Raw genomic sequence first — 24,840 nt, forward strand, 5'->3', positions numbered from 1 at the left:
GTGGCCGGGGCGGGAGACCTCACTTTCACAATCGGCGGTGTGACGCTGGGCGGCATTGCAACCGCCACGATCGCCGCCATCGGCCTCAATCAGATCCTGAGGACGGGATCGGAATCCAAGGAGCCACCTTCATGCCCGTAAGTGATTTTGAACTGGTCCAGGCCTGGCGACAGGTGCTGACGCTGTGCCGTCTGGAAGCGGGGCAGACCGTGACGCTGCTGACATCGCTGGGCAGCAATGAACAGACCCTCCGCTGCGCGGTTCTGGCCGTCCGGGAAAAAGGGGCGATTGCGAACCGGCTGGATCTTCAGCCGACGAACGGGGCGCTGTCCTTCTCGCGTGATCCACTGGCGTTTGTCGGGACGACGCCGCTGACGAACAACCGGGCGGCGGTCGAAATGCTCAAGGCCAGCGATCTGGTTCTGGATCTGATGACGCTGCTGTTCTCGGCTGAGCAGCATGAAATACTTGCAGCAGGTGGCCGCATCCTGCTGGCCGTGGAGCCGCCCGAGGTTCTGGTGCGGATGACGCCGACGATGGAAGACCGGGAGCGTGTGCTGGCGGCTTCGAAAAAGCTTCAGGCGGCGAAAGTGATGCGCGTGACCTCGGCGGCGGGGACGGATGCGTCCTTCGCGCTGGGCGATTATCCGATGCTGGAAGAATATGGTTTCGTGGACGCACCAGGCCGCTGGGACCACTGGCCGAGCGGCTTTCTGGCGACATGGTCCAATGAAGGCTCGGCGGAAGGAAAGATCGTTCTGGCGCCAGGAGACATTCTCCTGCCGCAGAAATCCTATGTGACGGCGCCCATCACCTGCCACCTTGAAAAAGGCTTCGTCCGGGCAATCGAGGGCGGTTACGAGGCCGACCATCTGCGGGACTACATGGAAAGTTTCAACGATCCGGAAGTCTATGCGGTGTCGCATATCGGCTGGGGAATGCAGGATCGGGCGCACTGGTCGGTCATGGGGTTTTATGACCGCGAGGCCAGCATCGGCATGGACCCGCGCGCCTGTTCGGGGAACTTCCTGTGGTCCACGGGGCCGAACAATGAAGCGGGCGGCACGCGAGATACGGCGTGCCATATCGATATTCCGATGCGGGGCTGCACGGTCGCGCTTGATGATGTGTCGGTCGTGAAAGACGGCAGGCTTGTGGAGAACGCATGATGAGCACGCAGGATAACCGCGACGAGGATCGCTACAAGAAGCAAGGTTTCGGAAACGAAATGGGCATGACGGGGCGCATTGCGCTTCTGATTGTCGATTTCGTCAACGGGTTTGCCGATCCGGAAGCCTTTGGCGGCGGCAATATTCCCGAAGCGATCGAGCGGACGAAAACGCTGCTGGCGACGGCGCGGCGTCTGGGCTGGAAAGTGGCGCATACGCGGATCGTGTTCGCGGATGATGGCGCGGATGCGAATATCTTTTCGCTGAAGGTGCCGACGATGCTGGGGCTGACGGAAAGTAACCCCGCGTCTGCGATCGTGGACGAACTGGCGCCGGAGCCGGGCGAATATGTGGTCCGCAAGACGGTGCCGTCGGCATTCGCGGGCACGCCACTGGCTTCCTGGCTGGTGACGCACGGTGTGCAGACCGTTGTTGTCGCCGGATGCGTAACGTCCGGTTGTGTGCGGGCAAGCGTGCTGGATGCGATGCAGTACGGGTTCCGTCCGGTGATCGTCTCCGATTGTGTGGGGGATCGCGCCATCGGGCCGCACGAGGCCAATCTGTTCGACATGGCTCAGAAATGCGGGGACGTCATGGACCTCGACGCCCTGCTGTCCCGCCTTCCCAACGCCTGACTTCACGATTTTTCAGAAGGATCACTTCATGACGCAAACACGTCTGCTTTATGGTGCGAATGTCCATGCCAACGGCATCCGGCAGCATTATCTGCGTTACGGCGGCAAGGGCACGCCGCTGGTACTGGTGCCCGGCATTACAAGCCCGGCCATCACCTGGGGGTTCGTCGCGGAGCGTCTGGCCGCGACGCATGATGTTTATGTGCTGGATGTGCGCGGGCGTGGCCTGTCTTCGACGGGGCGGGATCTGGATTATGACCTCGACACCTATGCGGCGGATGTCCGCGGGTTCATTGATGCGCTGGGCCTGAAAGACGTGGTTCTGATGGGGCATTCCATGGGAGCGCGGATCGCAATCCGTACGGCCCGTCAAAATGACGCGGGACTGGCGCATCTGGCGCTGATCGACCCGCCCGTCAGTGGGCCGGGCCGCCGTGCTTATCCCGCCAAGCTCGACTGGTACACGGAATCAATCCGTCTGGCGCGCAGAGGTATGAGCGGGGCGGACATGAAGCGTTTCTGCCCGACATGGACGGATGAGCAGTGCACTCTGCGGGCGCAGTGGCTCCATACCTGCGATGAGCTGGCGACCCGGATCACGTTTGAGAAGTTCCATACGGAAGACATTCATCAGGATCTGCCCCATCTCAAAACCCCCGCAACTCTTGTCGTGGCAACGCGGGGTGGGGTGATCCAGCAGGAGGATGTTGAAGAAATCCTTCAGCTCAATCCTGCGATTGCCATCGCCACCGTTCCGGATGCGGGTCATATGATTCCCTGGGACAACTTCGATGGTTTCTTCGAAGCGCTTCACGGCCGCTACTGACTTTCAGGATCGAATTCCCGTCCCGCTACAGGACGGACGCCAGATGAGGTAGACTGTATATGTGTAAACGACCCGGCTCCCTGTCTCTTGCACTCTCGGTGACGACGATGCTGTCGGCCGCCTTTTCTTCATCCGCCATGGCAGCCAGCAGACATTCGTCCCTGATGCACAAGATGGTTCCTGCTGCACATAAAACCACGTCTCGTATACGGACTCCGCCGCATCGGCATTCAGGGCCGTATGTAAGTAAAACTGCGGAAAATATGGCAGTTGTGGCGCGTCATCCGCCTCGGGGGAGTGTCGAGACGGTCAGTCAGAAGATGCTGTCGGAGGCGCCTGCCGGAACCAATCCGATGAAGGTGATCGCGCAGCTTCCGGGCATCACGTTCCAGTCGGGCGATGCACAGGGGCTCGACACCTGGAGTGCGCAGATCTTCATGCATGGTTTCCAGCAGCAGGAAATCGGCATGACGCTGGACGGGATGCCGCTCGGGGAGATGACGTACCGGAACTATAACGGCTTGAACCCGATCATGGCGATCTCGTCGGAAAACGTGGCGCGCATTGACGTATCGCAGTCCGCCGGTGCGGAAAGTATGGCGGCGAGCAACAATCTGGGTGGCGGCCTGAGCTATGTTTCGATGACGCCGTCGGACAAAATGGGCGGAACGGCTGCGGCGGGTTTCGGCAGCTACAGTACCTATCACACGTTCCTGCGTTTCGAGAGCGGCAAGCTCAATTCCAGTGGTACGAAGTTCTATACGTCCTACATGCGCAACGATAGCGGGATGTGGAAGGGCTATGGCGAGCAGTTCATGCAGCAGGTGAACGCCAAGCTGGTGCAGCCGATCGGCCATGACAGCTCGATTTCGGCATTCTTTGACTGGAGCGACCTGCACCAGAATACCTATCCGGACATCTCTCCACAGATCATCAAGCGGGTGGGCTATGGTCTGTCGAGCTACGAGAATGGCAGCAATTCCGGCTATATCGCGGCAGTGAATGCGGCGAACGGGATCTATCCCGGCAAGGTCGGAACGCTCGATGATCCGGCGGATGCAGCCTATTATGATGGCAGCACGAATACGGTCGATACGTTTGGCGGGATCAAGGCCGATCTGCGCCTGACGGATCGTCTGACCTGGAATACAACGGCTTACGGGCATGGTGAACGCAACCAGACGTCCTGGGCAACGCCGTATTTCCCATCGCCGACAGGATCGCCCGTCAGCGAGTTGATGAAAGAACCGGAAATCCGGCGTTTCGGCATTGTCTCGGCTTTGCATTATGATGTTGCGCGCAATCATCTTGGCGCGGGTGTCTGGTACGAAAACAACAGCTACATGTCGCCGATGAACGCCTATGCACAGCCGGCGGTGGTGAACGGGGTTGTTCAGGGTGCGGTGCATGACCCCCTGACCCAGTGGCGTGATCCGTTCGCACAGATTTTCAACCAGAATTATAATACCAACACGTTCACGGCCTTCGTGCAGGATACGTATAATGTTCTGCCAAATCTGGCGCTGCATTTCGGCTTCAAGTCCCTGCTGAGCACGACCAATGTCGGGGACGGGTATCTGAACCAGGAGTATTACGGCGCAGGAGCCCGGATCACGAGTGGCGAAAGTCTGACAGTGGCCAAGCCCTTCCTGCCGCATATCAGTGCGGACTGGCATTTCCTGAAGGATCACGAGCTGTATTTCGATATTTCGGAAAACGCCCGGACTTACGCGGAATCCGGCTACAAACTGTCGAACTCGCCTTTTGCCGTCTCCCAGACGGCCTATGACGATACGAAGTCCTCAATCCGCCCCGAAACGGCCTGGACCTATGCAATCGGCTATCGCTACACGGGCAGGCTGGTTGCCGCGACGGTCTATGCGTATCGGACCAACTATAACAACCGTCTGCAGCAGATTACGGAAGGGCCGGTCGTCAACCCGATCTCCGCCGTGTCCAATGTGGGGGGCGTGACGATGAACGGCGTGGATGCGGGGCTGACCCTGACGCCATTTCGCGGCTTCGCGCTGACCAATTCCATCAGCTACAACCATGGTGTCTACGATCAGAACCTTGTCAGCGGCTCTACTGTCTATGCGACCAAGGGCCAGCAGGTCGTGAATTATCCGCGCTTCATGTACAAAGGCCGGGTGTCATACGAGTGGCGGGGCATGACGGCCTATGCCGACGGAAGTTACACCGGCACACGCAATTACAGCTATACGGGAGACGTCAAAAGCCCCGGCTACTGGCTGACGAATGTCGGTGTGCAGTACAGTTTCGGGAACATGAAGAAGTACAACCGCTACCTGGGCGCCATCAAGAACCTGACAGTCGCGTTCAACGGCTCCAACCTGACGAACAAACGCTATATTTCCACGATGGGCCAGAACGGCAATCCGGCGGATATTGCGACAGGCGCGCTGACGGACCAGTCCATGCAGATCGGAGCCCCCCGGATGTTCTTCGGAAGCGTGCGCGCGGATTTCTGAAAACAGGGCCTGCTTCCCGATCGTAGCTGATCACCTGCGACAACTTCGTCGCCTGACACCCTGAGGCTCCGGGTCTTGACTGACCCGAAGCCTCATTCGCAAAGCGTCTATCATAGACCTGTCATTTTCAGGACGGCCTCAGGTAGTCTGTCGCCCTGCACGATGATCTGCGCGGTTGCATCATCAATCTCCTGAAGGTCCGCAGGTGTAAGAACAAGATCGACCGCGTCGAGATTTTCTTCAAGGCGTGAGAGTTTGGTCGTGCCGGGTATTGGCGCAATCCATGGCTTTTGCGCCAGCAGCCAGGCAAGTGCGACCTGTGCCGGCGTTGTCTCTTTACGGCTTGCAACATCTTTCACGACATCCACGAGAGCCAGATTGGCTTTGCGGGCTTCCGGTGAAAAGCGCGGAACGACGTTGCGGAAGTCTCCTGCTGGAAACTTTGTGTCCATCGTGATCTGACCGGTCAGAAAGCCTGCCCCCAGCGGGCTGAAAGGCACAAAACCGATCCCAAGTTCCTCAAGGGCCGGGAGAAGCTCTTTCTCCGGCTCGCGCCAGAACAGGGAATATTCGCTTTGCACCGCTGTCACGGGATGAACGGCATGGGCACGGCGGATCGTCTGTACGCTGGCTTCGGACAGTCCGAAATGTTTGATTTTTCCTTCCCAGACAAGCTCCTTGATTGTGCCCGCAACGTCTTCCATCGGGACATCGGGATCAACGCGGTGCTGATAGAACAGATCAATCCGGTCGGTTTTCAGGCGTTTGAGTGCCGCTTCAGCCACCGCGCGGATATGCTCCGGCCGACTGTTGACACCGCCGGAGCGTTCGCCGGTTTGCTGGTTGATATTAAAACCGAATTTGGTGGCGATCACGACCTTGTCGCGGATCGGTTCAAGCGCTTCGCCGACCAGTTCTTCATTGGTGAACGGCCCGTAGGCTTCGGCAGTATCAAAAAACGTCACGCCGCGATCAAAAGCATCGTGGATCAGTTTGATCATGGCGGAACGATCCGCTGCTTCCCCATAAACGCCGGTCATTCCCATGCAGCCCAGGCCAAGTGCGGAGACTGTGAGGTCTTTTCCTAATGTCCGGTGTCTCATTGTCATTTATCCTGATTTCATGGTTACGAATCTGGGGAGAGGTCAGGAGCAATCCGTGCTTGTACTGACGGCTTTCCACTCTTCAATTTCCTGAAGGTCGGCCTTGATGGCATCCGTGGCCCATCTCACGGCGTCACTGCCAAGGAGAAGACTATCCGGCAGTTTATCCCCGCTGATGACATCAATCAGAACCTGAGCAGCTTTGATGGGATCGCCTGTTTCTTTGCCGCTGGTTTTATCGGCTGTCTTGCGTCGAAGGCCGACTGTTGAATCGTAATCTGCGATAACTGTTTTCGAGCCATGAAGGGAACGACCCGCAAAATCCGTACGGAACGCCCCTGGCTGTACGACCATGACCCTGATGCCCAGAGGAGCAACCTCCTTGCGGAGTGTGGCCGAAATTCCTTCGAGCGCCAGTTTGCTGGCCGAGTAGTAGCCTGATCCCGGGCTCGCGATGCGGGGCGCGACAGAAGAGACGTTTACGATTGTTCCGGCGCGGCGCTGACGCATGCCGGGAAGGACAGCTTTCATGACAGAAACCGGCCCGAAGACATTGGTGGCGAACAGGGCCGCGACATCGACTTCCTCACCTTCCTCTATGGCGGCGCGGTAACCATAACCTGCGTTGTTCACCAGTATGTCGATCCCGCCGAATGGCGTTTCAGCGCTCTGTACGGCCTTCGCAATCTGATCCGTGTTCGTCACATCGAGTGTCTGGGCCAGGGCTTTGCCGGGGTAGGTTTCGACAAGATCTTTCAGACTGTCGGAGTTACGGGCGGTAATGACGGCATTATGGCCGCGTCTGAGCACGGCCTGTGCCAGATCTTTCCCCAACCCGCTGGAGCATCCGGTGATAAGCCATGTGGTCATTTTATTCCTCCATCCGCGAAGACTGTCACTACGGATCATTCAGGTGCTGAAGGGGCATGCCTTACAAAAGATAAGATAGAAGCTATCTGATCTTGTGACTGGCGATTAGGCGCTATAAAGCGGATGTAGTTATTAGAAGAGCTAATCAATGCCGCATGAGAACTTCAATGACCTGGCAGCCTTTGCCGCCGTGGCGCAGGAGCGGAGCTTCACCCGGGCAGCCGCTAAAATGGGGGTGTCCCAGTCAGCGCTCAGTCAGACTATCCGGGGTCTTGAAGAGCGGCTTGGATTGCGCCTGCTCACGCGTACCACCCGCAGCGTTGCGCCGACCGAGGCGGGTGAGCGCCTGTTTCAAACGATTGGGCCAAGATTCAGAGAAATAGAGGCGCAACTGGCCGATTTAAGTGCTTTGCGGGATAAACCTGCCGGTAAGGTGCGAATCACGGCCGGAGAACATCCTGCTCTTTCCATCCTTCAGCCGGCTTTGAAGCGCTTCTTGCCGGATCATCCGGATGTCAGTGTCGAACTGGTTGTTGATTACGGCCTGACGGATATCGTGGCTCAGGGATATGATGCAGGTGTCCGGATGGGCAGACAGGTCGCAAAGGATATGGTGGCGGTCCGGATCGGTCCTGATATGCGAATGGCTGTTGTTGGGTCTCCGAAATATTTCAAAAACCGTTCATTGCCGCAGTCCCCTCATGATCTGATGGAGCATAACTGCATCAATGTTCGGCTGCCCACGTATGAAGGCATTTTCCCGTGGGATCTGGAAAAAGACGGGCAGGAAGTGAATGTACGCGTTGAAGGACAGCTGGTGTTCAACACTCTGGCGCTTCGGGTGCAGTCTGCCCTTGATGGTTTGGGAATAGCCTATCTCCCCGAAGATGCTGTGGCATCACATATCAAGGCCAAGAGGCTGACACGCGTGCTGGAAGAATGGTGCCCAATGTTTTCCGGCTATCATCTGTATTATCCCAGCCGGAAGCATACGCCGGCCCTGTCCCTTCTGATCGACAGGCTTCGCTATCGTGGCAAACAGGATTGAGTATGACCGGAGCCAGGCTCTCTTCCCTCTTTGCCAGGATAGCCGCGCATCATTCTGGAAATACCAGCGCCGGAAAGGGGGGATGTAGCGGAGGATTTTGATGCACTTCTCCAGCTATCGTTCCGTACAGACAGGTTGACGTCAGCATCTGCTTTTAGCGTCCGGGACAGAATGATTTTTCTCTGTCTTGATGGAGTGTGGATATGCTGACTGGGACTATTGCGGCGGGAGGCACGGCATCCGGAGGGCAGGTTGCTGGTACTGAACTGGAGCAGGCTGGCACGGACAGTACCAAGACGGGAAAAAAATCGGACAAGAACGCGGCCTATAACGAGAATCTGGAACAGGGAATGGATACGCTTCAGCAGAGCGATCCGGCCCTGTTTTCCAAAATCATGACTGCGGGAGAGTCCGGAAACGGCAACAGCCTCGTCGAGGACGAGCTTCAGGCCTACAAGAACGGCGACCTGACCAAAAGTCAGGCGATTGCGGCGATTTCCGGTGCCCAGTCACTTGCAAACAACAACGGCGGCGGACGGATCAACAAGAAGGAGCGGGCCGAGGCGAAAGAGGTTCTAGGGGGAAGCTATATCAAGGGCGGCCAGACCCGTGCCGGTCATGCGATCCTCAAATTTCTTGAAGATACGTCCCCGATTGCCCAGATCGTAAAGGGCATCAAATCCACGACGTCTGATGGACCGGGGAAGGAAACGGTTCTTCAGGCGGGAAGTGGTGCTTTGTCGATCGCGACACAGCAGGCCATGTCTGACCTGGAGCAGACAGATCCTTCTCTGGCCCAGCAGTTTTCCACCGATGCCAGCAAGAAGAATGGCAATGCCATGGCGCAGGATCTGGAAGTTGCGGGCGAGGAAGCCGTCAGCTCCGGGGGGGCGTTTTCCGATGCTGACGCAGCAGCGCTCGGAAGCCAGATCGGACAGATGGGGGCAGGCAAGGTCTCAAAGAAGGACGCCGCGGATTTCGAGGCGGAATTCGGAGAAGGCACAATTGATCGTGGCAGCACGAAGGGCGCCAAAGGATGGGACAAATTCGAGACGGGGGTTGGTCATTTCCTGTCTTCTGTCGTCTCTCCGCTGACGGACGGTGTCGGTATGATCGACCAGTTCGCCAAGGGAAACAAAAGTCAGGGTCTGAAAGATCTTGGCGGAATGTTTGAAGGCGTCGCCAGCGATGCCGCGCTGCTCTTTGTTCCCGAAATCGCGCCCGAAGTGGATGGAGCGGAAGCAGCGGCCCGCACGGCCGAAGGTGTTGCGGAAAGTGCGGAAAAGGGTGCTTCCTCCATTGGCGACATTCTCAAGAGTGCTGCCGGGAAAGTCGGCAACGGGCTTCTGACCGGCCTGGATACAGCGGATTATGGCTATAATCTTTACACCATGGGGCAGGGCGACCCGATTGTGCAGCAGCACAAAAATACAGGCGAAGCCTGAGAGGTGCCGGCTTACGCCACCCCGGTGGCGTTCCGGTTTGATGTTCTGAAAGCAGAAGCCATGAACCGGGGCGATATTGCCCCGGCTCATGGCTGTTTTGTCTGATGCCGGATCAGGCGTCTCCGAAGTCTGCCGTGTAATGCTGGCTTGTATCCTGTGCCATGGTCATCGGATTGGAGCTGGTCGCGTTGCGATCATCATCCGGGTGGATATAGGCGTTCCCGGTGCCCAGCTTTGACTCCATATAAGCGCCACCGTCTTTCATGTCCTGCGTTGAGCCGTCATACCATCCGGTCACGGTCGCACGGCCAGCTGCGTCTTTCGTGACCGCATTGGAGGGGGCGTCGCTGGCAATGCTCTGGCTATCGCCTGCGGTTTTGCCGTTGCCGTCGGAAACCTTGATGGAGGCGTTGCGTCCGTCGATGTAGCTGACATCGTCGTTATTGACGCCCTTGGCATCCGCATAGAATTCGAGGCGGCTGGCGGTGGACTGGAAATTGCCGGACGAGTCTGCTTCGGCGTCATAGCCGCCCTGGCCATTCTCGTATTTCAGCGTGCCGGTCTGGCCGGGTTTGAGGTCGATCTCGGCTGTGGGCTGGGTCGTGGACCCACCGTTGAGAAACTGGCCGATCTTCTCGTCGTGATTGCTGGTGTTTGTGATGGTGGTCGTGTTGGGACCGTCTCCCGCACTGACGCCCGAGGTGCCGGACGTCACGGCTGTGGCTGCGGGGCTGGACGTGCCACTCGAAGCCGGAGTTGCGGACGACGTGGATCCTGTGGCGGGTGTCGCAGAGGCCGAAGATCCAGCCGCCGGAGAGGCAACCGGAGAAATGGCCGGGCTTGCCGTATCGGAGCCGGGGTTTGTCGAAGTTTCCTGGTTTCCCTGCTTCAGCAGGGCCATGAGTTCCTGAAAGACTTCCGCAAGTTTGGCCTCTTCCTGCGAATTCTGGGTCCCGCTGCTCTGGCCTGCGCCGGTCGCGCTTCCAGTCCCGGAAGAGAGGCTTCCGGACTGCATTGCGGCCATCAGTTCCTGGATCAGGCTCTGGGTGTCGGGCGTGATTGAAGTGCTCATGTCGTCCTCATCGTGCGGCTGAAAGCGGGCATGGCAAACGGATTCATGGCCGCGTTTTTCTGCACGGTCTGTTTACGATGGGAAGCTGACGTCAGCCTGATTTGCGTCCAGATGACGTCACGACGGAAGATTCTGAAGGATACGCGCAACAGGCTGGAAGAATTCAGGCGTGATCGTTGTGCCGGGCTTGAATTTCTCCGCAAGGTTTCGCGCAAGTTCGTAATCCCAGACGACAGGAATGCGGCTCTCCTGAGCGATTGTGCGATAGATCCCGGCCTGTTCTCCATGCGCCCGACAGACAATACGCGGAAGAGGTGTCTGGGGCGGTTTGTAGCGCAGACCGATGCAAATCCCGTCTCCGCAGATCATGACGCTGGCCTGCTTCGGGCCAAGCGGTGCGGTATTGCGACGGGCCTGGCTCTGGAGGCGTCGCTGCTGGCGCTTGATGAGCGGATTGCCCTGGCTTTCCTTGCGTTCGTTCTTCGCCTCGGTGGGCGTCATCCGCATTTCCTTGAGGAACATCTGCCGCTGGATCAGCAGGTCGATCACGCCGGCAACCATGTAGAAAACACAGGCGGCACCGAAAATCGGCATCAGCAGCGCTGAAAGGATGCGGGGCAGTTCGGCAATCCCGGCCTCGGGCACACGGACGAGACCGCCGATCGCACCATGAATGATAAGTGCCAGTGCGCCGCCGAAAAACAGGACCTTCATCAGTGACATCCCCAGATCCACGAAAGTCCGGGCCTTGAAGAGGTTTGCGAACCCCGAAACCGGATTGATCTTCTCGAATTTCGGCATCACAGGGTCGAGTGCGAAAACAAACCCGCCATTGGTCAGCAGCCTGACGAGAATGCCCGTGACGACGGCCAGAGCGAGAGGGGTCAGGGCATCTTCGAGGCAGATGGTTCTAAGGGCCTGACCCACGCTTGCGACCCCGGATCTGAAATCCATCGCAAGAGAGTTTCCGACCGCATCCATCATCGTTTGCAGATGAACGGCAATCGCGTTTCGCCGCAGCAGAAGCCAGCCGATCAGGATGATGGTCACCACTCCGGACTGAAAATCCGGAGCCTTGGCGATATGGCCTTTGCGACGTTCATCCGCGAGTTTCTTGGCAGAGGCCGGGAGTGATTTTTCCTCGCTGCTACCGCTCATGGCTTCAGCAACTGGCGCATGGTGCCAAGAACATCCCGCGAGGCGACAAGATCATGCTTCATGTACGACACGAGCCAGGCGCAGTAGCCGAACATCATCAGGATGAAGACCAGATTGCGCAGGTTCGGGGCAAGATCATAAAGATGCAGTTTCGGGATGGCGCGCATCAGCAGAATGACGCTCGCCTCACACAGCAGCATCGCCAGCATGACGGGAGCGCCGATTGAAAGACTCACGGTTTCCAGCCGGTCAAGCAGACCCAGCAGGACCATGCCGTACCCCGGCTGCGGCGCCAGCGCCAGAGCGAGCGGAGGCCAGAGCGTTTCGGACGACAGCAGCGTATCGGCCAGAAGATTGAGCCCCCCTGACAGGACAAACAGCGTCGTGACGGCAAGGGCAAAAAAACCGGCGGTTGTGGACTCCTGATTGCCGCTTCCCGGATCTTCGGCCTGACCCTGCGTTGCGCTGCGCTGGGTGTCGAGCAGTTCGCCCGCGCATTGCACGCCCCAGATCGGCAGACCGATGAGCAAACCGATGATGACGCCGATCACCATTTCCTTGGCCCCGAGCATACCAAGCGCCATCAGGGATCGTGGTTCGGTGAGCAATCCGGCATGGATCATGGGGGTTGCCGGAATACCCAGCGCGAAAGCAATGGCCCCCGTGATGGGGCCGCCAAGTTGCATGCGTGTAAAGACCGGCAACACGATGGCCGCCCCCGCAGGGCGGCTCATCGCCAGTGCGATGGAGCTCAGCCAGGGCATCATCTGTTGCAGGACAACAAGGGCGTCAGTGGCAGGCACGGCTCAGAAGCGCGTCATGGCCGGAAAATCGGTCAGAACGTGTTCGGTAAAGGCCAGCAGGGGCGGAAAGAGTGTCGAGGCCATAAGCACCAGCGTCGCGCAGACTGCGACGACCTTGAAGGTCAGCGGCATCGTCTGGTCCTGAAGCTGCGTTACGGCCTGCAGAAGCCCGATCAGAAGCCCGACCACCAGCGCAATCGCCAGCGGCGGTCCCGCGATCGAGGCGAACAGGAAAAGCGCGGAAGAGAGTTCCTGCGTAAGGGCCGCATCATCCACAGGCAGTGTTCTCCCGCAGATGTGTGCGCCTCGAGGGCCTATGCATAGCTCATCACCAGCCCGTGCAGCAGGCGTGTCCAGCCGCTGGCCAGAACGAACAGAAGCAGCTTGAGCGGAACCGAAATCGTGTTGGGCTGCACTTGGGACAGGCCCATCGCGATCAGAATCGTGGTGACGACGAGGTCAATGGTAATGAACGGCAGATAGATCAGGAAGCCGATTTCAAACGCGCGTTTGAGCTCTCCCGTCAGGAAGGAGGGGAGAAGGATCGGGAGCGATTCCGGCGTCAGGCTGTCGCGCATGTCCTCGGGCCACAGGCGCTGGGTGGCGTTCATGAAGAAATTGCGCTCGGGAGCCTGTGTGAAGCGGAGCAGATGCTGGGCGACGGGGGTCTGCACGCGTTCATAGGCATCCACATAATCCGTCAGCGTCTCGTATTTCTGGTCGCTCTCCATGGCCGCCTTGTAGATGTCGTGACCAAGAGGCGCGGAAATGAAAAGCGTGAGGATCAGCGAGATCGCATAGAGCACGATATTCGGCGGAGACTGTTGGATGCCGAGCGCGGTGCGCAGCAGGAACAGGACGACCGAGATTTTTACGAACGATGTGGTGGTGATGACCGCGAGGATCAGGACGCCGAACCCAAGGGTCAGGACAAGGGCCGTGACGAGATTGGTCGAGCCGATCATGCGGTGATGATCCGCGTCACCCGAATGGCGACGGAGGACCCGAGATCCACGAGTTCGCCCTCGCCAATGCGGCGGCCATTGGCCATGATCGACACGGAACGCTCGGTGAGCGCGCCAATATCAATCACATGTCCTTCTCCGATCGTCCTCAGTTCGGCCAGCGAGACCGGCATCCGCGCCAGTTCAAAAGTCAGGGGGATCTGAAGCTGTTCGATGGCGGAGGCTTCGGCCTCGACCGGGATGGCCGGGCGCGGGCTGCTCGCGGAGGAGGGGTGTGTTTCAGTCATGCTGTTCCAATCTGCTGGCCAAATCCGGGCGAGAGGCACAAACCCGCCCTCAAAGACAATCCTGCTGCCGTCATGGCGGACCACTGCGCCCAGCACCTCGCCCGCAACGATGACGTGCCGGACCTGTGCCGCCGTCCCCAGGACCAGTCCGAAACCGGGGCCGAGCGCCATGAGTTCTGCGGGCGAGACCAGAACGCTGCCAACCCTCAGCGACAGCATCACCGGCGGATCGGGAAACCGGCGTACAAGCGGCGGTGCCAGACGATGCAGCACAGGTATCAGCGCCAAAGGCAGGCGCACGAGGCCGCAGAAACTGTCCGAATTTCCAAAACGGGCCTCAAACCCGATCTCGCCAAGCGCGGGCATGTGGGGCAGGGCCTGCTGCGCGGGTTCGATCCGCGTAAACCGGATCGGCGCGCCTGTCGCAGCTTCCAGTGCAGTCAGGCCCTGATCCAGCAACATCTCAAGCAGCAGCAGGGCCGCCAGCGCTTCCATCGGGGCGCGAGGCTTCGGCTCCGCCAGCGAAACCAGCCTTTGAAGGATCTCGTGAGGGAGAACACATTGCCCCTCCCTGTCACCGATCCGAAAACTGATCGCACTCCACTGCCCTGAGGCCCGCTGTCCTGTGACGACGACCGGCGGCGTAAAGCGCACCGAAAGTCGCTCTTCGCCCACGGGCAGGACGAAGTCGTGCCGCCCGAGCAGACCTGCCGTCGCAGCGTCATAGCCCAGCGGCCTCGGTGTAAGGCGATGTATCGCGCGCGGCAGAGACAGCGTCATGGAACGCTGAACCGCGATGTCGTGCCGCGCTGGCGCAGGCGTGTGAGTCGCGCGTTGCTCTGGCGCATCATGGCGATCTCTGCAATGTCCTGCTCCTCGCGCTGCTCCTGCGCCGTGCGTCGTTCGGTCAGAACGCGGTCCAGCAGGTCGCGCGCCTGTTTTTCGCGCTGTTCGTACTGCATCAGGAGGCGACGTGTGGCGGCGGCGAGCTGCCGGGCTTTTTCGACGTCCCGTTCGGCCTGGGCGATCCCGTCTTTCAGGCGCTTTTCGTGACGGGCGAGCTCTTCGATATGATCATGATCCCGACGCAGGAGCACGGCGCTGACCGGCGCATTCTGTGCGCGTGCGACGATCTCCGTCTGAACCCGAAGCTGATGTGTTTGATGGTCGGACAGGATCTGGCTGGCGTGGTTGAGACGCGCCAGACGCTGATCGGCCTGCGACGTTGCCGCCGACAGAAGCTGCCGCGCCTCTGCGGCACGGCGCTGGCGCAGCGTCACAAGCTGTTTCGCTGCCTGCGGGCTCAGGTGCAAAGACGGTTCAGCCATTCCAGCATCTCCGCAAAGGACGTCCGCTCGTCGTTGCCCTGACGTAGGAAACCCCGCAGCGCGCCGATTTTGGCAATCGCCTCATCCGCCAGTGCGTCACCGCCGGGCTTGTATTCGCCGACCTGTAACAGAAATTCGACCTCCTGATATTTCGCCCACAGGCTCCGGATTTTCGTGGCCGCCGCCTGATGCCGGGGATCGGTCACGAGAGACATCACGCGCGACCGGCTGGTCAGGACGTCAATCGCCGGATAGTGCCCCGCCGCCGCCAGTGCGCGCGACAGAATGACATGGCCGTCCAGAATGCCGCGTGTTTCTTCAGCAATCGGATCATCCATCCCGTCCTCGACCAGCACGGTATAAAACGCTGTGATCGACCCCCTTACGCCCATGCCCGCGCGCTCCATGAGCTGGGGCAGGGCTGCGAAAACCGAAGGGGGAAAGCCGCGGCGCGTGGGCGGTTCCCCGGCAGCCAGCCCGATCTCGCGCAGGGCGCGGGCATATCGGGTGACATTGTCCACGAAGAGCAGAACCTTAAGCCCCTGGTCGCGGAAATATTCCGCAACTGTCGTGGCAGCCTGTGCACAGACGACGCGCTCGGCAGCGGGCCGGTCGGAGGTCGCGACGATCAGGACAGCATTTTTCAGCCCGTCCGCCCCCAGATTATGCTCGACGAACTCGCGCACTTCGCGGCCACGTTCGCCCACCAGCGCCACGACTGCGACATCGGCGGAACTGCCCTTGACGATGGCGGACATCAGCGTGGATTTGCCCGCCCCGGCCTCGCCATACACCCCGAGCCGCTGTCCTTCGCCACAGGTCAGCAACCCGTCCAGAGCACGCAGCCCGACGGGCAGCGGCCGGGCGATCGGCTGACGTTCCATCGCGGGGGGCGGTGCAGCCTGGACGGAGCGTGATGGTCCGGCTGGCAATGGTCCCAGACCATCAATCGGCGTGCCGAGTGCATCGAGCACCCGGCCCAGCAGCCGTTCGCCGACCGGGAAGCTGCGTCGCCCTCCGGTTGTGACGACTTCCGTGTCCGCCGAAACCCCTTCGAGACCGCCCATCGGCGTCATGAGGACTTCGTTTCCGTCCAGTCCCACCACCTCGGCATCCAGGGACCAGTCCCGATCGCGGTTCTGCAAACGGCACAGATCGCCCACGGACACATTGGGCAGAATGGCACGGATGATGGTTCCGGTGGCGCTCACGACGCGTCCCTGCATCGGATGTGTGTCGATCCCCGCCGCCCGTGAGCGCAGCATGGGCAGAAGGGTTTTCATCCGCGCGATGACATGATCGGCTGTCTGCGACGGATCGCGGCTCACCTGCATCCGGGGCAGAGGCTCAGCCTGCCGGTCCTGCGTCACGGGCGCGCCGGAAAGACGGGACATGTCTTTCGGGGCCGGGTTTTCAGAAACCGTATCGCGTTTGATGAGAGACGCTCCGGACTGATCGGTCCGGGCGTCTTGTGTGTCGGGACCGGGACGGGAAAGGGCCTGTTCCGCGTCTTCGGGGGGCAGGTCCTGCTCGGGTTGCGTGTTGTCCGTCCGCTGAAACATATGCAGGCGGACGAAATCCGCTTCCAGCGCACTGGCGAGAGACACAGCCGGACGCGCGACATCCATGAGACCGTCCGCGGAAACCGTGTCGTCCGGAGCCTGGGAGGACGGCATGAGCGGGATGTCAGTCATGCTGCATCCACTGTGCGCTGAGATGCTCCCGTAGCACGGCAAGCTGGGCGTCCACGCCCAGTTCCGCCACGCCCAGTTCGCTCTCCAGCACACACCGTCCGGGCGATAGCATCGGGTCGATCTCAAGACGCAGGCCGGGATTATGGACCGTCAGGTCTTCCACGACCGGGCGCAGGATGTCGGCGCAGTCGGACGCCACCCGCAGCGTGGCGAGCGTGCCATGCCGGATTTTCCCCAGCGTATGCCTGATGGCGGCTGGAAGAGCGCTCCCGATATCAAGCCGCCCGAACAGATCCGTCACGACATCCGTCACAATGGCCGGGAGGCTCGTTTCCAGATCCCGGAGCACTTTTGCGACTGCCTCATCGGTCACGAGAAGACGACGCGCCATTTCTGCGGAGGCTTTGTCATGCCCGGTCTGATAGCCACGCCGACATTCCGCATCATAGGCGTTCCGCGTGGCGCAGAGCAGCATCGTGGCGTTTCGGATGGCGGTGTCATAGGCCAGGGACGCGTCGCACCAGGCGCTCATTTCCTCAGGGCGCAAGACCGTCGTGGAGGGTCGCATCCGCGAAAACATCCGCTCAGACATGCGTGGCAATCCCTTCCGCGACCTTCAGGATGATCGCGTCGTACGTGCCGGATGCCGCGGGCAGAAGGGTCCTTGCGGGCAGTTTCAGCGTGGCGAAGCGCCCGTAATCGCCGGCCAGACTGTCGCACCAGCGGATCAGGCAGGACCAGCCGCAGTCGGTGACGGCTCTTGCGAGGCCGGGAAGGTCCGTGTCGGGGTCGGTCGGTGTTCCTGCGGACGGGATTGACAGACCGGCCTGCGCCCAGTGAGCCCCGTTACGGATACCAAACAGCCTGACGTCTTCGCCCAACGTGGCATCAAGGACCGTAATCGCCTGCCGGTCCACCTGTTTGGACAGACTGCGCCAGTGAACGACAGCCCCCATACGTCGTCCCGCCTTCTGCAGGACGGCATCAGGTTGAAGCGCCAGGGCTTCCAGCGCGTCCTGGGGCGGATGAGCCGGCGGCAGGTCCTGACAGTCCAGCATCTCAATCAGGCGGTTCGAAAGCCTTGAACAGGTCTGGAGTTTCCGGACCGTATCACGTTGCAGCATCGGCAGGCGCAGTTGCAGATGGGACGGATGAATACTCGCCAGCATCTGACTGCAGTCTGGCCCAGAAGACGCGCCCGTGCCGTGTGGTGTACTCACGCAGCCTCACGCGGCACGATGGCCAGTTCCGTCGTGGTCGGAACCGCTTTCCTGCGAAAGCGTCGCCACAGGAGGCTGGCGCCATATCCGGCAGGGAAGGCGAAAGCGAAAAACCATCCGGTCCAGCCGAGCGGACTCATCCATTCCGTCTGAACCGGCGCAAGATGGGGAACCGCGACCGGCAGAAGAATGACGGACACCCGGTCATAGGCCAGATCCTGAACGGCATTGGCGACCATCAGCTTGATCTTGGGCAGCAGCCCCGATACAGCCGTTCCGGAATCGTACCGGATGACAACCGATGCCGTCGCCGGTTTGTCCACACCCGTCACCGGATCGCTCGCGGCAGGCGCAATATGAACACGCGCATCAATCACGCCATCAATGTCATTGAGCGTGTGCCCAAGCTCCTGACTGATGCCGTAATACAGCTTGGCGCGCTCGGCCGTTGGGGTGCTGATCATGCCCTGCTGCTGGAAGATCTTGTCCATGCTGTCATATCCGTTGCGGGGATAATGACTGCTGCGCAGGATGGAGACGGCATCCGCCACATGCCGTTCCGACACTTCCACAGTGGAACTGCCGTCCTTGGCGATCAGACGGGTGGCGGAAATCCCGTGCTGCAGAAGGATGGCGATCATCTCCATCGCATCACGTTCCGAAAGCTCGGTGTAGAGCACGGTCTGACACGCAGTGAGGGAGAGGAGAAGGAGCAGGGCGGGAAGGGTGAGAAACAGACGCCGGATACGGAACATGATCTCAGCCTCCCTGTGTGAGGAGGCTCTTCAGCGTGGAGGTCATGTTCTGTGACGACACGGTGATGATATGGGTTTCGAATTCGGAGTTGGTGAATGCCATCTGTCGCGTCAGGGCCTCGTTGTACATCGCAATCCCCTCCTGCTCGACTTTCTCGAACAGACTGTTCAAAGGGGCAGTTTTTCCATCCGTCTTGCCTGCGGAAGCGACACTGGAAGCGCCTGAAAGTCCCGCTGTTCCGACGCTGCCCTGCGGGAGAGCCAGGTGTTCCGTTCCCGTCGTGGGAATAACAGTCGGCGCCAGCGTATTGAGCGTGGAAAAAGCGCTGCTGATCCGCCCCAGCCCGGACAGGATCTGATCCCCCAGTGTGTCTGTCGTGGAGAGGGACTGCGTCTCGTATGTCTGGCGGACAGGTGTACTTTGCAGGAAGGCAACCTGATCGTCGCCGGGCGCAGGCGCTCCTGCGGCCATGCCGCCTGTCTGGTCGGTGAGGGAGCGCTGGGCCAGCGCTGTCGCATCTAATCCCGTAATGCCTGTCATACCTGCGACCCCGAACAATTTCCTGCAACAGGCCCGGACCTATCGGGATCAAGCCTAGGGGCGAAAGCTGATCTGAACCTGACCTTCAAACGGGCTGTCCGAAAGTGTCTTCAGGCGTCCGGCAAGAATTGTCGGGCCTCTGCGCGCGGTCTATAGAAGAAAAGATGAAGCAGAACTCCAATTGCAGTTCGGAAAAGACGGCGATGCCGCACCGGCGATTTCTTTCCGGCGTTCTGCTGGCCTCTGCGGTGCTGGGCTCTGTGGTGCTGGCACTGCCGCACAGCGTCCGGGCAGAGCCGCTCCCGCTGCCCGATCAGGGACGCTATACTGTCATCCATCAGACTTTGCCCGATGTCCTGACCCAGTTCTGTGAAGACGTGAACCTGCGCGTCGTCGTGGACCCGTCCATTCAGGGAAATGTGCGCTCCGGCTTTACCGCCGAGACGCCGCTGGCATTCCTGAATGCGTTGTCCGCCGAATACAGGCTGGACTGGTACTATGACGGCAACACCCTGCACGTCACGCCATCATCCGCGACGACGACACAGTCTTTTCCGCTGGGTGGTGTGTCTTATGCGGCATTGATGCGGGTTGTGGACGCGAAGAAAATGCTCGAGCCCCATTATTCGGTCCACACCGATGATCGCGGGCGTTCCGTCAGCGTCTTCGGGCCACCCGATCTGCGCGATCGCATCAGCCAGACGATCCAATCCCTCAGCGGACCGGGCGCAGGCCATCGGACAATCAGGATTTTCCGGGGGAGTGCCGTTCAGGAAGTCTCGAAATAGATCGGGACATTTTTGACGAACGGATATGAAATCTCTTCCCGGTCAGAAATTGTGACCGGGAAGAGAAGTGCGGGCAGGTTTCAGGACGTCTGCTGCGAGGGAATGGGGGCCAGATCCGGCAGTTGTCCGGTCGTACCGGAGGCATCGGTTCCCGAAGCGTCGCCGCTCGTTCCCGTGTCCTTCGCGCTGGTTGCGCTGGAGCTGCTGGAAGAGTCCTTGTTCCTGGCTTCCTGAGCCTGACCGAAAGAAATCAGGCTGGCAATCTGTGCGGTAGACCCCAGCGTGACAGTGAGAGGCTTCAGGATCTTGTCGAATTTATCGCCAAAATCCTTCGCCGTGTCGCTTTTGGATTTGGCAGGCTTTGCTTTTGGTTCTGCGGTAACGGTGTCGGCTTCAGTATGAGGGGTGTGCGCAGCAGGCGCATGCTCGGACGCGACCGATGTGGGATGTATTTCCGAATTCTGCGAATAAACGGAGCTGGTGGGTCGGGGCGCCGTGTTGTGAAGGGTCTCGTTGAAACCCGTAATTTCGCTCTGCGGGGTGGAGGTGCTGCCGCCCGCGTGGGTTACAGGCGTATGCGGCTCAATTTCGCTGGATCCGATTCTACCGGGCATCTCTGGCTCTCTCCATAACTCAATGTTGCGCTCATCACCGAAATGCTGAAAGACCGGGACAGAGGGGCAAATCGGCGTGCTTTCATTCTGTAAGAGAGCAGTCTGTCTTTATCCTGATCTGGTTTTGACATTTGCAAAGCGCGGTTCCGCTTTCACGTAACCATAACAGTCTGACGAAAATCCCGCTTCCTGCCACCTGTCAAAAAAAATCCATATTTCAGGATGTGTCCTGAAATCGTCAGCGTCTGATAGATTTGGTAAATTGCGCCCTCCAAACCTGGTCTGCGCTTCGTTACGAAAGTTTTTTCATGCGGGTTTCTTTTCCGTCACGTGCTGTGGTCCTTGCTTTCACGCTGACGGTTCCTCTTGCCGGCTGTGTTTCAAGCGCTTCGCATAACGCACAGGATGTCGTGCGGGAGCGGCAGGCGGCGCGAAACCCCGAGACCATGATGAAAGTCGGCGACAGCGCACGCTCACGCGGAGACTGGACCACCGCCGCAGCCTTTTACGGCCGGGCCGTTGCACTGCGCCCCGGACAGCCGGATTATGTCGGGCCTTATGCCGAAGCGCTCATGCATCAGGGGCGGACGAACGAGGCAATCGAAGCCATTCATGGTGCAGAGGCCAACGCGACGTCTGCCGAGCGTGTGCGCCTTGCGCTGCTGCTCGCCCAGTTGCTCAATACCGCACAGCGCTCACAGGAAGCGATCGGGGTTCTCCTCCCCGTGATCCAGCAGAACCCCAATTCCGCTCCTTTGCGTGTGGCGCTGGGAATTTCCTATGAAATTTCCGGAGATGCACAGGGCGCGCGCCAGAGTTATCGCGATGCGCTGCGGATCGACCCCGCCAATATCGCCGCCGCCAATGATCTCGCCCTTTCGGAAGCCCTCGGAGGGCAGCCGCAGCAGGCGCGCACCGAGCTTCTGACCCTCCGGACACAGGCCGTCGAGCGCGGGGCGTCAGCCGCCTCGCTCTCCACGATCGACGGAAATCTGGCGATTGTTTACGCCCTTGAAGGCAAATTGTCGGACGCGCGGCAATCCGCACGTTCTGCCGCCCTCAGCAGCGAACAGATCCAGCAGAACATGCGGTTCTATACGCTCCTGCACGCCGCTCAGGGCGTGGACGCCGCCTCGTCCGCAACGGGGGACTGAGACGTATCGCTCTGTGTCGTGGCGTCTGAGGGGACTGCCGGGCTGTCGCTTCCGGTCGTCGGTGTGGAACTGCTGCCCCCGGTGCTCCCCCCCGTGCTGCCACCGCTCATGGCCGATGGGAAGGTCGACGTCGCAGGCGTTCTGTTCTGCGAATTGCGATCCATCCCCGCCTCCCACAATTCCACAACACGGCCAAACCGCGCACCATTGGCCGGTTGCAGATGTGCAGGCTCCAGCAGATCTCCCGGATTGGCGATTTCCGCGGCGAGCGCTGCCGCCTGAAGGCACTGTCCAAGGGGATAAAGGCTGTCGGACGTGTCTCCGGTCCAGGACGGTCGGAGGGCCTGACGACAATCGGGTTGGGCTACGACATACGCCCTGAGGACGAGCGTGTCCGACACATCATGAACGACGCGGATCCGTGCCGGTTCCACCCCGGCACGGACAAGCGCATGCGTCACCAGAGCCGTAATCTGCGGGTCCGCACCGTTGATCGTGGCGTGGACGGCGCGGGGATCGCCCAGCCTGCTGAGCGCAGTATCGAGCGCACTGTCTGCGTTGGCGGCATCAAGAGGAATGCGATGCTGGTTGACGCCCAGCAGAAGCGGAGGCGGCGAGCCGGACGAACGGGTGCCGCTGAATGTGCAGCCGGTCAGCGACAGTGCAAGAAGGGCGGAAAGCGCGTGTCTCATTCGTAAAGAAACCCGGCCGCACCCTGAAGATGGGGCATGCGTGTGGGGTCGGGCCCATCCGTTGCCGCGGCCGCCGAGCGTCGGAGCAGCAGCGCCTCGATGGCGGATGTCGGACGGATATAGTCGGTCGGCAGCGCCGGGACACGGTCGGACGGGTGAACGATATAGGCCGTGACGACGATCAGCAGTTCGCTCTCGTTGCGCTGGAACGACGTGGAGCGAAACAGCGATCCGAGCACCGGAATATCCGCCAGCCCCGGCACCTTGGAGATGGTATTACTGGCGTCGTTTGAAATCAGGCCGCCAATGGCAAAACTCTGACCCGATGCAAGCTGGATGGTCGTATCGGCCCGGTTGGTGCGGATGGCGGGAACAACGCTGCTGCCGGAAATGGAATACGCGCCTTCCGACGCTTCGGTAGAAACGGAGCTGACTTCCGGTGCGACATGCATGCTGATGGTCCCGTCAGACAGGACCGTTGGCGTGAAATCGACGCTGACACCATAATTTTTGTAGGTGATCCCGACAGTACCCAGACCCTGCGGGATCGGAACCGGGAACTGCCCGCCGGACAGGAACTTGGCTGTCTCGCCGGACATGGTGGTGAGGTTGGGCTCCGCCAGCATGGTCGCAAGCCCCTCCGTCGCCATGGCGTCCAGTGTGCCCGTCACGGAAGACCCTCCACTCGTATAGCTCCCCGAAAGCGCATTGGTTGCGCTCGACAGGGCCTTGATGGCGCTGGGGACGCCACTCAGTCCGCCCGTTGCGGCACCGATGGCGAAAGAGCCCACACCGTTGAAAACCGTTGTCCAGTTAAAGCCCAGATCCTGCGAGAGCTGCCGTTGCACTTCTGCGACCCGCACCACAAGATTGACCTGAACCGGCTCGCCGATTGTCAGACGGTTGATCAGTTTCGCGCCGTTTCCGCCGTATTGCCTGGCAAGCGCTTCAAGATGCGCGGCGGCTTTGGCATCCGGAACGGAGCCGGACAGGACAACGCCTTCAGGCGACATCTGGACCTGAACATTCCGGCCGCCTTCCTTTGCAATCATGGTGCGCATCGCGTCCATGTTGAATGTTACCGTCACATCGCCGGAAATCATTTTCTGGCCGCTCTGGTCCAGCACAATGAGCGTCGTATGGCCGGGCTTTTTGCCGAAGATGAACAGGCCGTCATTATCGGTGTACTGCACGTCCATAATCGTCGGATCGGCGATCATGACATTGCCTGCCGCACGGGGAAGCTGGATCAGCTGCGCTCCTCCGACAGCCAGCGTCATGGTCCCGCTGTGCCGGGCGGCCTGTACCTGCGCGGCTGCGTCTTGCGTGGCCAGCCCGATGCCGGCCGTGCCCATGAGCAGAAAAGATCCCTGCAATGCGGCGCCTGTGCGGGTAATTCGCCAGAACCATGCGCGATGTGTTGAACGGCCTGAAATCATACTGAAAAACTGTCCCCGTTCGTCATGCCGTGAGTTCCTGCGACTGTGCCATCCCCATGTCCTTGTCGAGCCTTGCCGCAAGGCGGTAGCCCACCCCGCGGACGGATTCGATCGTCACGAGAGAACGCGCCTTTGCAAGCTGCCGCCGGATCCGGCTGACACGCACCTCAAGGGAGTTCGGACAGTACTCGGCCTGCGCGCCATAGACGTCGTGCTCAAGCCCGGCCCGGGGCACAACATGACCGCGGCGGCGCATCAGTGATTCCAGGATAAGCGTCTCCCGGCGCTGGAGCGTGAGCTCAAGATTGCCGACCCGCACTTCGCGTGTGGCGGTACAGAGGGTGAGGTCGCTGAACTGGTGCTGCTCTGCCGAACGGATGCGCGGGCGACGCATGATGGTGCGAACACGCGCAACCAGTTCGCGCGGGCTCACATCACGCGTTACGCTGTCATCCGCGCCCGCTTCGAGGGCTGCGATCCGCTCGTCCTGACAATTGGCGATGAGCACGAGGAATTCGTCGCCGTCATGTCGCCGGCAGCGACAGCGCGCCTGCCACCAGACGCTGTAGACGCCATCGCCACTTGTGGAATCAAGCAGGACAAGACTGTAATTCGAAGCCGTCAGGGCCTCGTTTGCATCGTCGAGTGTCGTAAAAACATCCGCGCCGAAACCGGCGCTCTGAAGGTTTTTGGCAAGGCCGTCGGCATACCCGCTATCGGGGGACATGATCATCAGTCTCAT

At 60.2% G+C, this 24,840-nt stretch carries 26 protein-coding genes; 8 read left to right on the forward strand and 18 right to left on the reverse strand.

Annotated features, from left to right (window positions below; all coding sequences use genetic code 11):
• Positions 1 to 131 precede the first annotated feature (131 nt).
• The 4 genes from HK22_RS00845 to HK22_RS00860 all read left to right on the forward strand — a co-directional run bounded on the left by HK22_RS00845 (position 132) and on the right by HK22_RS00860 (position 5,122).
• Positions 132 to 1,169: a 2,5-dihydroxypyridine 5,6-dioxygenase gene (locus HK22_RS00845; protein WP_086648004.1), complete on the forward strand. Its 1,038-nt coding sequence runs from the start codon at positions 132 to 134 to the stop codon at positions 1,167 to 1,169.
• Complete coding sequence (locus HK22_RS00850) at positions 1,169 to 1,804, forward strand: N-carbamoylsarcosine amidohydrolase (protein ID WP_086648005.1); 636 nt, start codon at positions 1,169 to 1,171, stop codon at positions 1,802 to 1,804. Before HK22_RS00845 ends, HK22_RS00850 begins: the two co-directional genes overlap by 1 nt.
• 28 nt (positions 1,805 to 1,832) lie before the next feature.
• Positions 1,833 to 2,630 (forward strand): alpha/beta fold hydrolase, encoded by a 798-nt coding sequence (locus HK22_RS00855; protein ID WP_086648006.1) that lies wholly within the window; start codon positions 1,833 to 1,835, stop codon positions 2,628 to 2,630.
• Positions 2,631 to 2,893: 263 nt separating this feature from the next.
• Positions 2,894 to 5,122 (forward strand): TonB-dependent receptor, encoded by a 2,229-nt coding sequence (locus tag HK22_RS00860; protein ID WP_233142307.1) that lies wholly within the window; start codon positions 2,894 to 2,896, stop codon positions 5,120 to 5,122.
• Positions 5,123 to 5,232: 110 nt separating this feature from the next.
• Here HK22_RS00860 and HK22_RS00865 read toward each other — a convergent pair whose 3' ends face one another.
• Together HK22_RS00865 and HK22_RS00870 are read right to left on the reverse strand one after the other, a co-directional pair.
• Positions 5,233 to 6,225 (reverse strand): aldo/keto reductase, encoded by a 993-nt coding sequence (locus tag HK22_RS00865; protein ID WP_086648007.1) that lies wholly within the window; start codon positions 6,223 to 6,225, stop codon positions 5,233 to 5,235.
• Between the two features lie 42 nt (positions 6,226 to 6,267).
• Positions 6,268 to 7,095 (reverse strand): oxidoreductase, encoded by an 828-nt coding sequence (locus HK22_RS00870; RefSeq protein WP_086648008.1) that lies wholly within the window; start codon positions 7,093 to 7,095, stop codon positions 6,268 to 6,270.
• A 148-nt stretch (positions 7,096 to 7,243) separates the two neighbouring features.
• Between HK22_RS00870 and HK22_RS00875 the strand changes: the two genes are divergently transcribed.
• Both HK22_RS00875 and HK22_RS00880 read left to right on the forward strand, forming a co-directional pair.
• Positions 7,244 to 8,143, forward strand: coding sequence for a LysR family transcriptional regulator (locus tag HK22_RS00875; protein WP_086648009.1), 900 nt, complete (start codon positions 7,244 to 7,246; stop codon positions 8,141 to 8,143).
• 203 nt (positions 8,144 to 8,346) lie between these two features.
• Entirely contained in the window at positions 8,347 to 9,588 is a 1,242-nt protein-coding gene (locus HK22_RS00880) for a hypothetical protein (RefSeq protein WP_086648010.1), read from the forward strand.
• Between the two features lie 112 nt (positions 9,589 to 9,700).
• Here the strand turns inward: HK22_RS00880 and HK22_RS00885 are convergent, their stop codons facing one another.
• From HK22_RS00885 to HK22_RS00940, 12 genes are all read right to left on the reverse strand, one after another.
• A complete protein-coding gene (locus tag HK22_RS00885) occupies positions 9,701 to 10,660 on the reverse strand; it encodes a hypothetical protein (protein WP_086648011.1) in 960 nt (319 codons plus the stop codon).
• A gap of 117 nt (positions 10,661 to 10,777) precedes the next feature.
• Positions 10,778 to 11,818 carry an EscU/YscU/HrcU family type III secretion system export apparatus switch protein gene (locus tag HK22_RS00890; protein ID WP_086648012.1) on the reverse strand — a complete coding sequence of 347 codons (1,041 nt, stop codon included), beginning with the start codon at positions 11,816 to 11,818 and terminating at the stop codon, positions 10,778 to 10,780.
• Positions 11,815 to 12,621 (reverse strand): type III secretion system export apparatus subunit SctT, encoded by an 807-nt coding sequence (gene sctT, locus HK22_RS00895; RefSeq protein ID WP_086648013.1) that lies wholly within the window; start codon positions 12,619 to 12,621, stop codon positions 11,815 to 11,817. Before sctT ends, HK22_RS00890 begins: the two co-directional genes overlap by 4 nt.
• A gap of 3 nt (positions 12,622 to 12,624) precedes the next feature.
• On the reverse strand, positions 12,625 to 12,897 hold the full coding sequence (locus tag HK22_RS00900; protein WP_062029805.1) for an EscS/YscS/HrcS family type III secretion system export apparatus protein: 273 nt from the start codon (positions 12,895 to 12,897) through the stop codon (positions 12,625 to 12,627).
• A 38-nt stretch (positions 12,898 to 12,935) separates the two neighbouring features.
• Positions 12,936 to 13,586, reverse strand: coding sequence for a type III secretion system export apparatus subunit SctR (sctR, locus tag HK22_RS00905; RefSeq protein WP_086648014.1), 651 nt, complete (start codon positions 13,584 to 13,586; stop codon positions 12,936 to 12,938).
• Positions 13,583 to 14,653 (reverse strand): FliM/FliN family flagellar motor switch protein, encoded by a 1,071-nt coding sequence (locus HK22_RS00910; RefSeq protein WP_086648015.1) that lies wholly within the window; start codon positions 14,651 to 14,653, stop codon positions 13,583 to 13,585. Before HK22_RS00910 ends, sctR begins: the two co-directional genes overlap by 4 nt.
• Complete coding sequence (locus HK22_RS00915; protein WP_143412354.1) at positions 14,650 to 15,201, reverse strand: hypothetical protein; 552 nt, start codon at positions 15,199 to 15,201, stop codon at positions 14,650 to 14,652. Before HK22_RS00915 ends, HK22_RS00910 begins: the two co-directional genes overlap by 4 nt.
• Positions 15,177 to 16,895 carry a FliI/YscN family ATPase gene (locus HK22_RS00920; protein WP_233142309.1) on the reverse strand — a complete coding sequence of 573 codons (1,719 nt, stop codon included), beginning with the start codon at positions 16,893 to 16,895 and terminating at the stop codon, positions 15,177 to 15,179. The genes HK22_RS00915 and HK22_RS00920 overlap by 25 nt, the downstream gene beginning before the upstream one ends.
• A complete protein-coding gene (locus tag HK22_RS00925) occupies positions 16,888 to 17,487 on the reverse strand; it encodes a hypothetical protein (RefSeq protein WP_062029796.1) in 600 nt (199 codons plus the stop codon). Before HK22_RS00925 ends, HK22_RS00920 begins: the two co-directional genes overlap by 8 nt.
• Positions 17,480 to 18,115, reverse strand: a complete 636-nt coding sequence (locus HK22_RS00930) for a hypothetical protein (protein ID WP_143412355.1) — start codon at positions 18,113 to 18,115, stop codon at positions 17,480 to 17,482. Before HK22_RS00930 ends, HK22_RS00925 begins: the two co-directional genes overlap by 8 nt.
• On the reverse strand, positions 18,112 to 18,870 hold the full coding sequence (gene sctJ, locus HK22_RS00935) for a type III secretion system inner membrane ring lipoprotein SctJ (RefSeq protein WP_062029792.1): 759 nt from the start codon (positions 18,868 to 18,870) through the stop codon (positions 18,112 to 18,114). Before sctJ ends, HK22_RS00930 begins: the two co-directional genes overlap by 4 nt.
• Before the next feature lie 4 nt (positions 18,871 to 18,874).
• Positions 18,875 to 19,411 carry a hypothetical protein gene (locus HK22_RS00940; protein ID WP_062029790.1) on the reverse strand — a complete coding sequence of 179 codons (537 nt, stop codon included), beginning with the start codon at positions 19,409 to 19,411 and terminating at the stop codon, positions 18,875 to 18,877.
• A 164-nt stretch (positions 19,412 to 19,575) separates the two neighbouring features.
• On the opposite strand from HK22_RS00940, the gene HK22_RS00945 reads away from it, so the two are divergent.
• The gene (locus HK22_RS00945; protein ID WP_062108708.1) at positions 19,576 to 20,199 is read left to right on the forward strand and encodes a hypothetical protein; all 624 of its coding nucleotides are present in this window, start codon (positions 19,576 to 19,578) and stop codon (positions 20,197 to 20,199) included.
• Positions 20,200 to 20,279: 80 nt separating this feature from the next.
• On the opposite strand, the gene HK22_RS00950 is transcribed toward HK22_RS00945, so the two are convergent.
• Entirely contained in the window at positions 20,280 to 20,813 is a 534-nt protein-coding gene (locus HK22_RS00950; protein ID WP_062029786.1) for a hypothetical protein, read from the reverse strand.
• Positions 20,814 to 21,121: 308 nt separating this feature from the next.
• Here HK22_RS00950 and HK22_RS00955 point away from each other — a divergent pair, with 308 nt between their 5' ends.
• The gene (locus HK22_RS00955; RefSeq protein ID WP_086648018.1) at positions 21,122 to 21,967 is read left to right on the forward strand and encodes a lipopolysaccharide assembly protein LapB; all 846 of its coding nucleotides are present in this window, start codon (positions 21,122 to 21,124) and stop codon (positions 21,965 to 21,967) included.
• Here HK22_RS00955 and HK22_RS00960 read toward each other — a convergent pair.
• Genes HK22_RS00960 through HK22_RS00970 form a run of 3 tightly spaced genes read right to left on the reverse strand, consistent with a single transcriptional unit; the run spans position 21,928 to position 24,840 of the window.
• Positions 21,928 to 22,659 carry a hypothetical protein gene (locus tag HK22_RS00960; RefSeq protein WP_086648019.1) on the reverse strand — a complete coding sequence of 244 codons (732 nt, stop codon included), beginning with the start codon at positions 22,657 to 22,659 and terminating at the stop codon, positions 21,928 to 21,930. The genes HK22_RS00955 and HK22_RS00960 overlap by 40 nt on opposite strands.
• Positions 22,656 to 24,098 (reverse strand): type II and III secretion system protein family protein, encoded by a 1,443-nt coding sequence (locus HK22_RS00965; RefSeq protein ID WP_062029780.1) that lies wholly within the window; start codon positions 24,096 to 24,098, stop codon positions 22,656 to 22,658. Before HK22_RS00965 ends, HK22_RS00960 begins: the two co-directional genes overlap by 4 nt.
• 22 nt (positions 24,099 to 24,120) lie before the next feature.
• Positions 24,121 to 24,840, reverse strand: coding sequence for a response regulator transcription factor (locus HK22_RS00970; protein ID WP_062029778.1), 720 nt, complete (start codon positions 24,838 to 24,840; stop codon positions 24,121 to 24,123).

It is taken from the genome of Gluconobacter sp. DsW_056, from assembly GCF_002153595.1.
In the GTDB taxonomy this organism is placed as follows: domain Bacteria; phylum Pseudomonadota; class Alphaproteobacteria; order Acetobacterales; family Acetobacteraceae; genus Gluconobacter; species Gluconobacter albidus.

Bases quoted from the DNA above. Each gene is read 5' to 3' on its own strand.
- sctJ (WP_062029792.1), bottom strand. From the start codon at position 18,870: ATGTTCCGTATCCGGCGTCTGTTTCTCACCCTTCCCGCCCTGCTCCTT.
- HK22_RS00915 (WP_143412354.1), bottom strand. From the start codon at position 15,201: ATGGCTGAACCGTCTTTGCACCTGAGCCCGCAGGCAGCGAAACAGCTT.
- HK22_RS00875 (WP_086648009.1), top strand. From the start codon at position 7,244: ATGCCGCATGAGAACTTCAATGACCTGGCAGCCTTTGCCGCCGTGGCG.
- HK22_RS00860 (WP_233142307.1), top strand. From the start codon at position 2,894: ATGGCAGTTGTGGCGCGTCATCCGCCTCGGGGGAGTGTCGAGACGGTC.
- HK22_RS00965 (WP_062029780.1), bottom strand. From the start codon at position 24,098: ATGATTTCAGGCCGTTCAACACATCGCGCATGGTTCTGGCGAATTACC.
- HK22_RS00970 (WP_062029778.1), bottom strand. From the start codon at position 24,840: ATGAGACTGATGATCATGTCCCCCGATAGCGGGTATGCCGACGGCCTT.
- HK22_RS00950 (WP_062029786.1), bottom strand. From the start codon at position 20,813: ATGCCCGGTAGAATCGGATCCAGCGAAATTGAGCCGCATACGCCTGTA.
- HK22_RS00945 (WP_062108708.1), top strand. From the start codon at position 19,576: ATGAAGCAGAACTCCAATTGCAGTTCGGAAAAGACGGCGATGCCGCAC.
- HK22_RS00865 (WP_086648007.1), bottom strand. From the start codon at position 6,225: ATGAGACACCGGACATTAGGAAAAGACCTCACAGTCTCCGCACTTGGC.
- HK22_RS00880 (WP_086648010.1), top strand. From the start codon at position 8,347: ATGCTGACTGGGACTATTGCGGCGGGAGGCACGGCATCCGGAGGGCAG.
- HK22_RS00885 (WP_086648011.1), bottom strand. From the start codon at position 10,660: ATGAGCACTTCAATCACGCCCGACACCCAGAGCCTGATCCAGGAACTG.
- sctR (WP_086648014.1), bottom strand. From the start codon at position 13,586: ATGATCGGCTCGACCAATCTCGTCACGGCCCTTGTCCTGACCCTTGGG.
- HK22_RS00925 (WP_062029796.1), bottom strand. From the start codon at position 17,487: ATGTCTGAGCGGATGTTTTCGCGGATGCGACCCTCCACGACGGTCTTG.
- HK22_RS00960 (WP_086648019.1), bottom strand. From the start codon at position 22,659: ATGAGACACGCGCTTTCCGCCCTTCTTGCACTGTCGCTGACCGGCTGC.
- HK22_RS00855 (WP_086648006.1), top strand. From the start codon at position 1,833: ATGACGCAAACACGTCTGCTTTATGGTGCGAATGTCCATGCCAACGGC.
- HK22_RS00845 (WP_086648004.1), top strand. From the start codon at position 132: ATGCCCGTAAGTGATTTTGAACTGGTCCAGGCCTGGCGACAGGTGCTG.
- HK22_RS00940 (WP_062029790.1), bottom strand. From the start codon at position 19,411: ATGACAGGCATTACGGGATTAGATGCGACAGCGCTGGCCCAGCGCTCC.
- HK22_RS00870 (WP_086648008.1), bottom strand. From the start codon at position 7,095: ATGACCACATGGCTTATCACCGGATGCTCCAGCGGGTTGGGGAAAGAT.
- HK22_RS00910 (WP_086648015.1), bottom strand. From the start codon at position 14,653: ATGACGCTGTCTCTGCCGCGCGCGATACATCGCCTTACACCGAGGCCG.
- HK22_RS00890 (WP_086648012.1), bottom strand. From the start codon at position 11,818: ATGAGCGGTAGCAGCGAGGAAAAATCACTCCCGGCCTCTGCCAAGAAA.
- HK22_RS00850 (WP_086648005.1), top strand. From the start codon at position 1,169: ATGAGCACGCAGGATAACCGCGACGAGGATCGCTACAAGAAGCAAGGT.
- HK22_RS00920 (WP_233142309.1), bottom strand. From the start codon at position 16,895: ATGACTGACATCCCGCTCATGCCGTCCTCCCAGGCTCCGGACGACACG.
- HK22_RS00955 (WP_086648018.1), top strand. From the start codon at position 21,122: ATGCGGGTTTCTTTTCCGTCACGTGCTGTGGTCCTTGCTTTCACGCTG.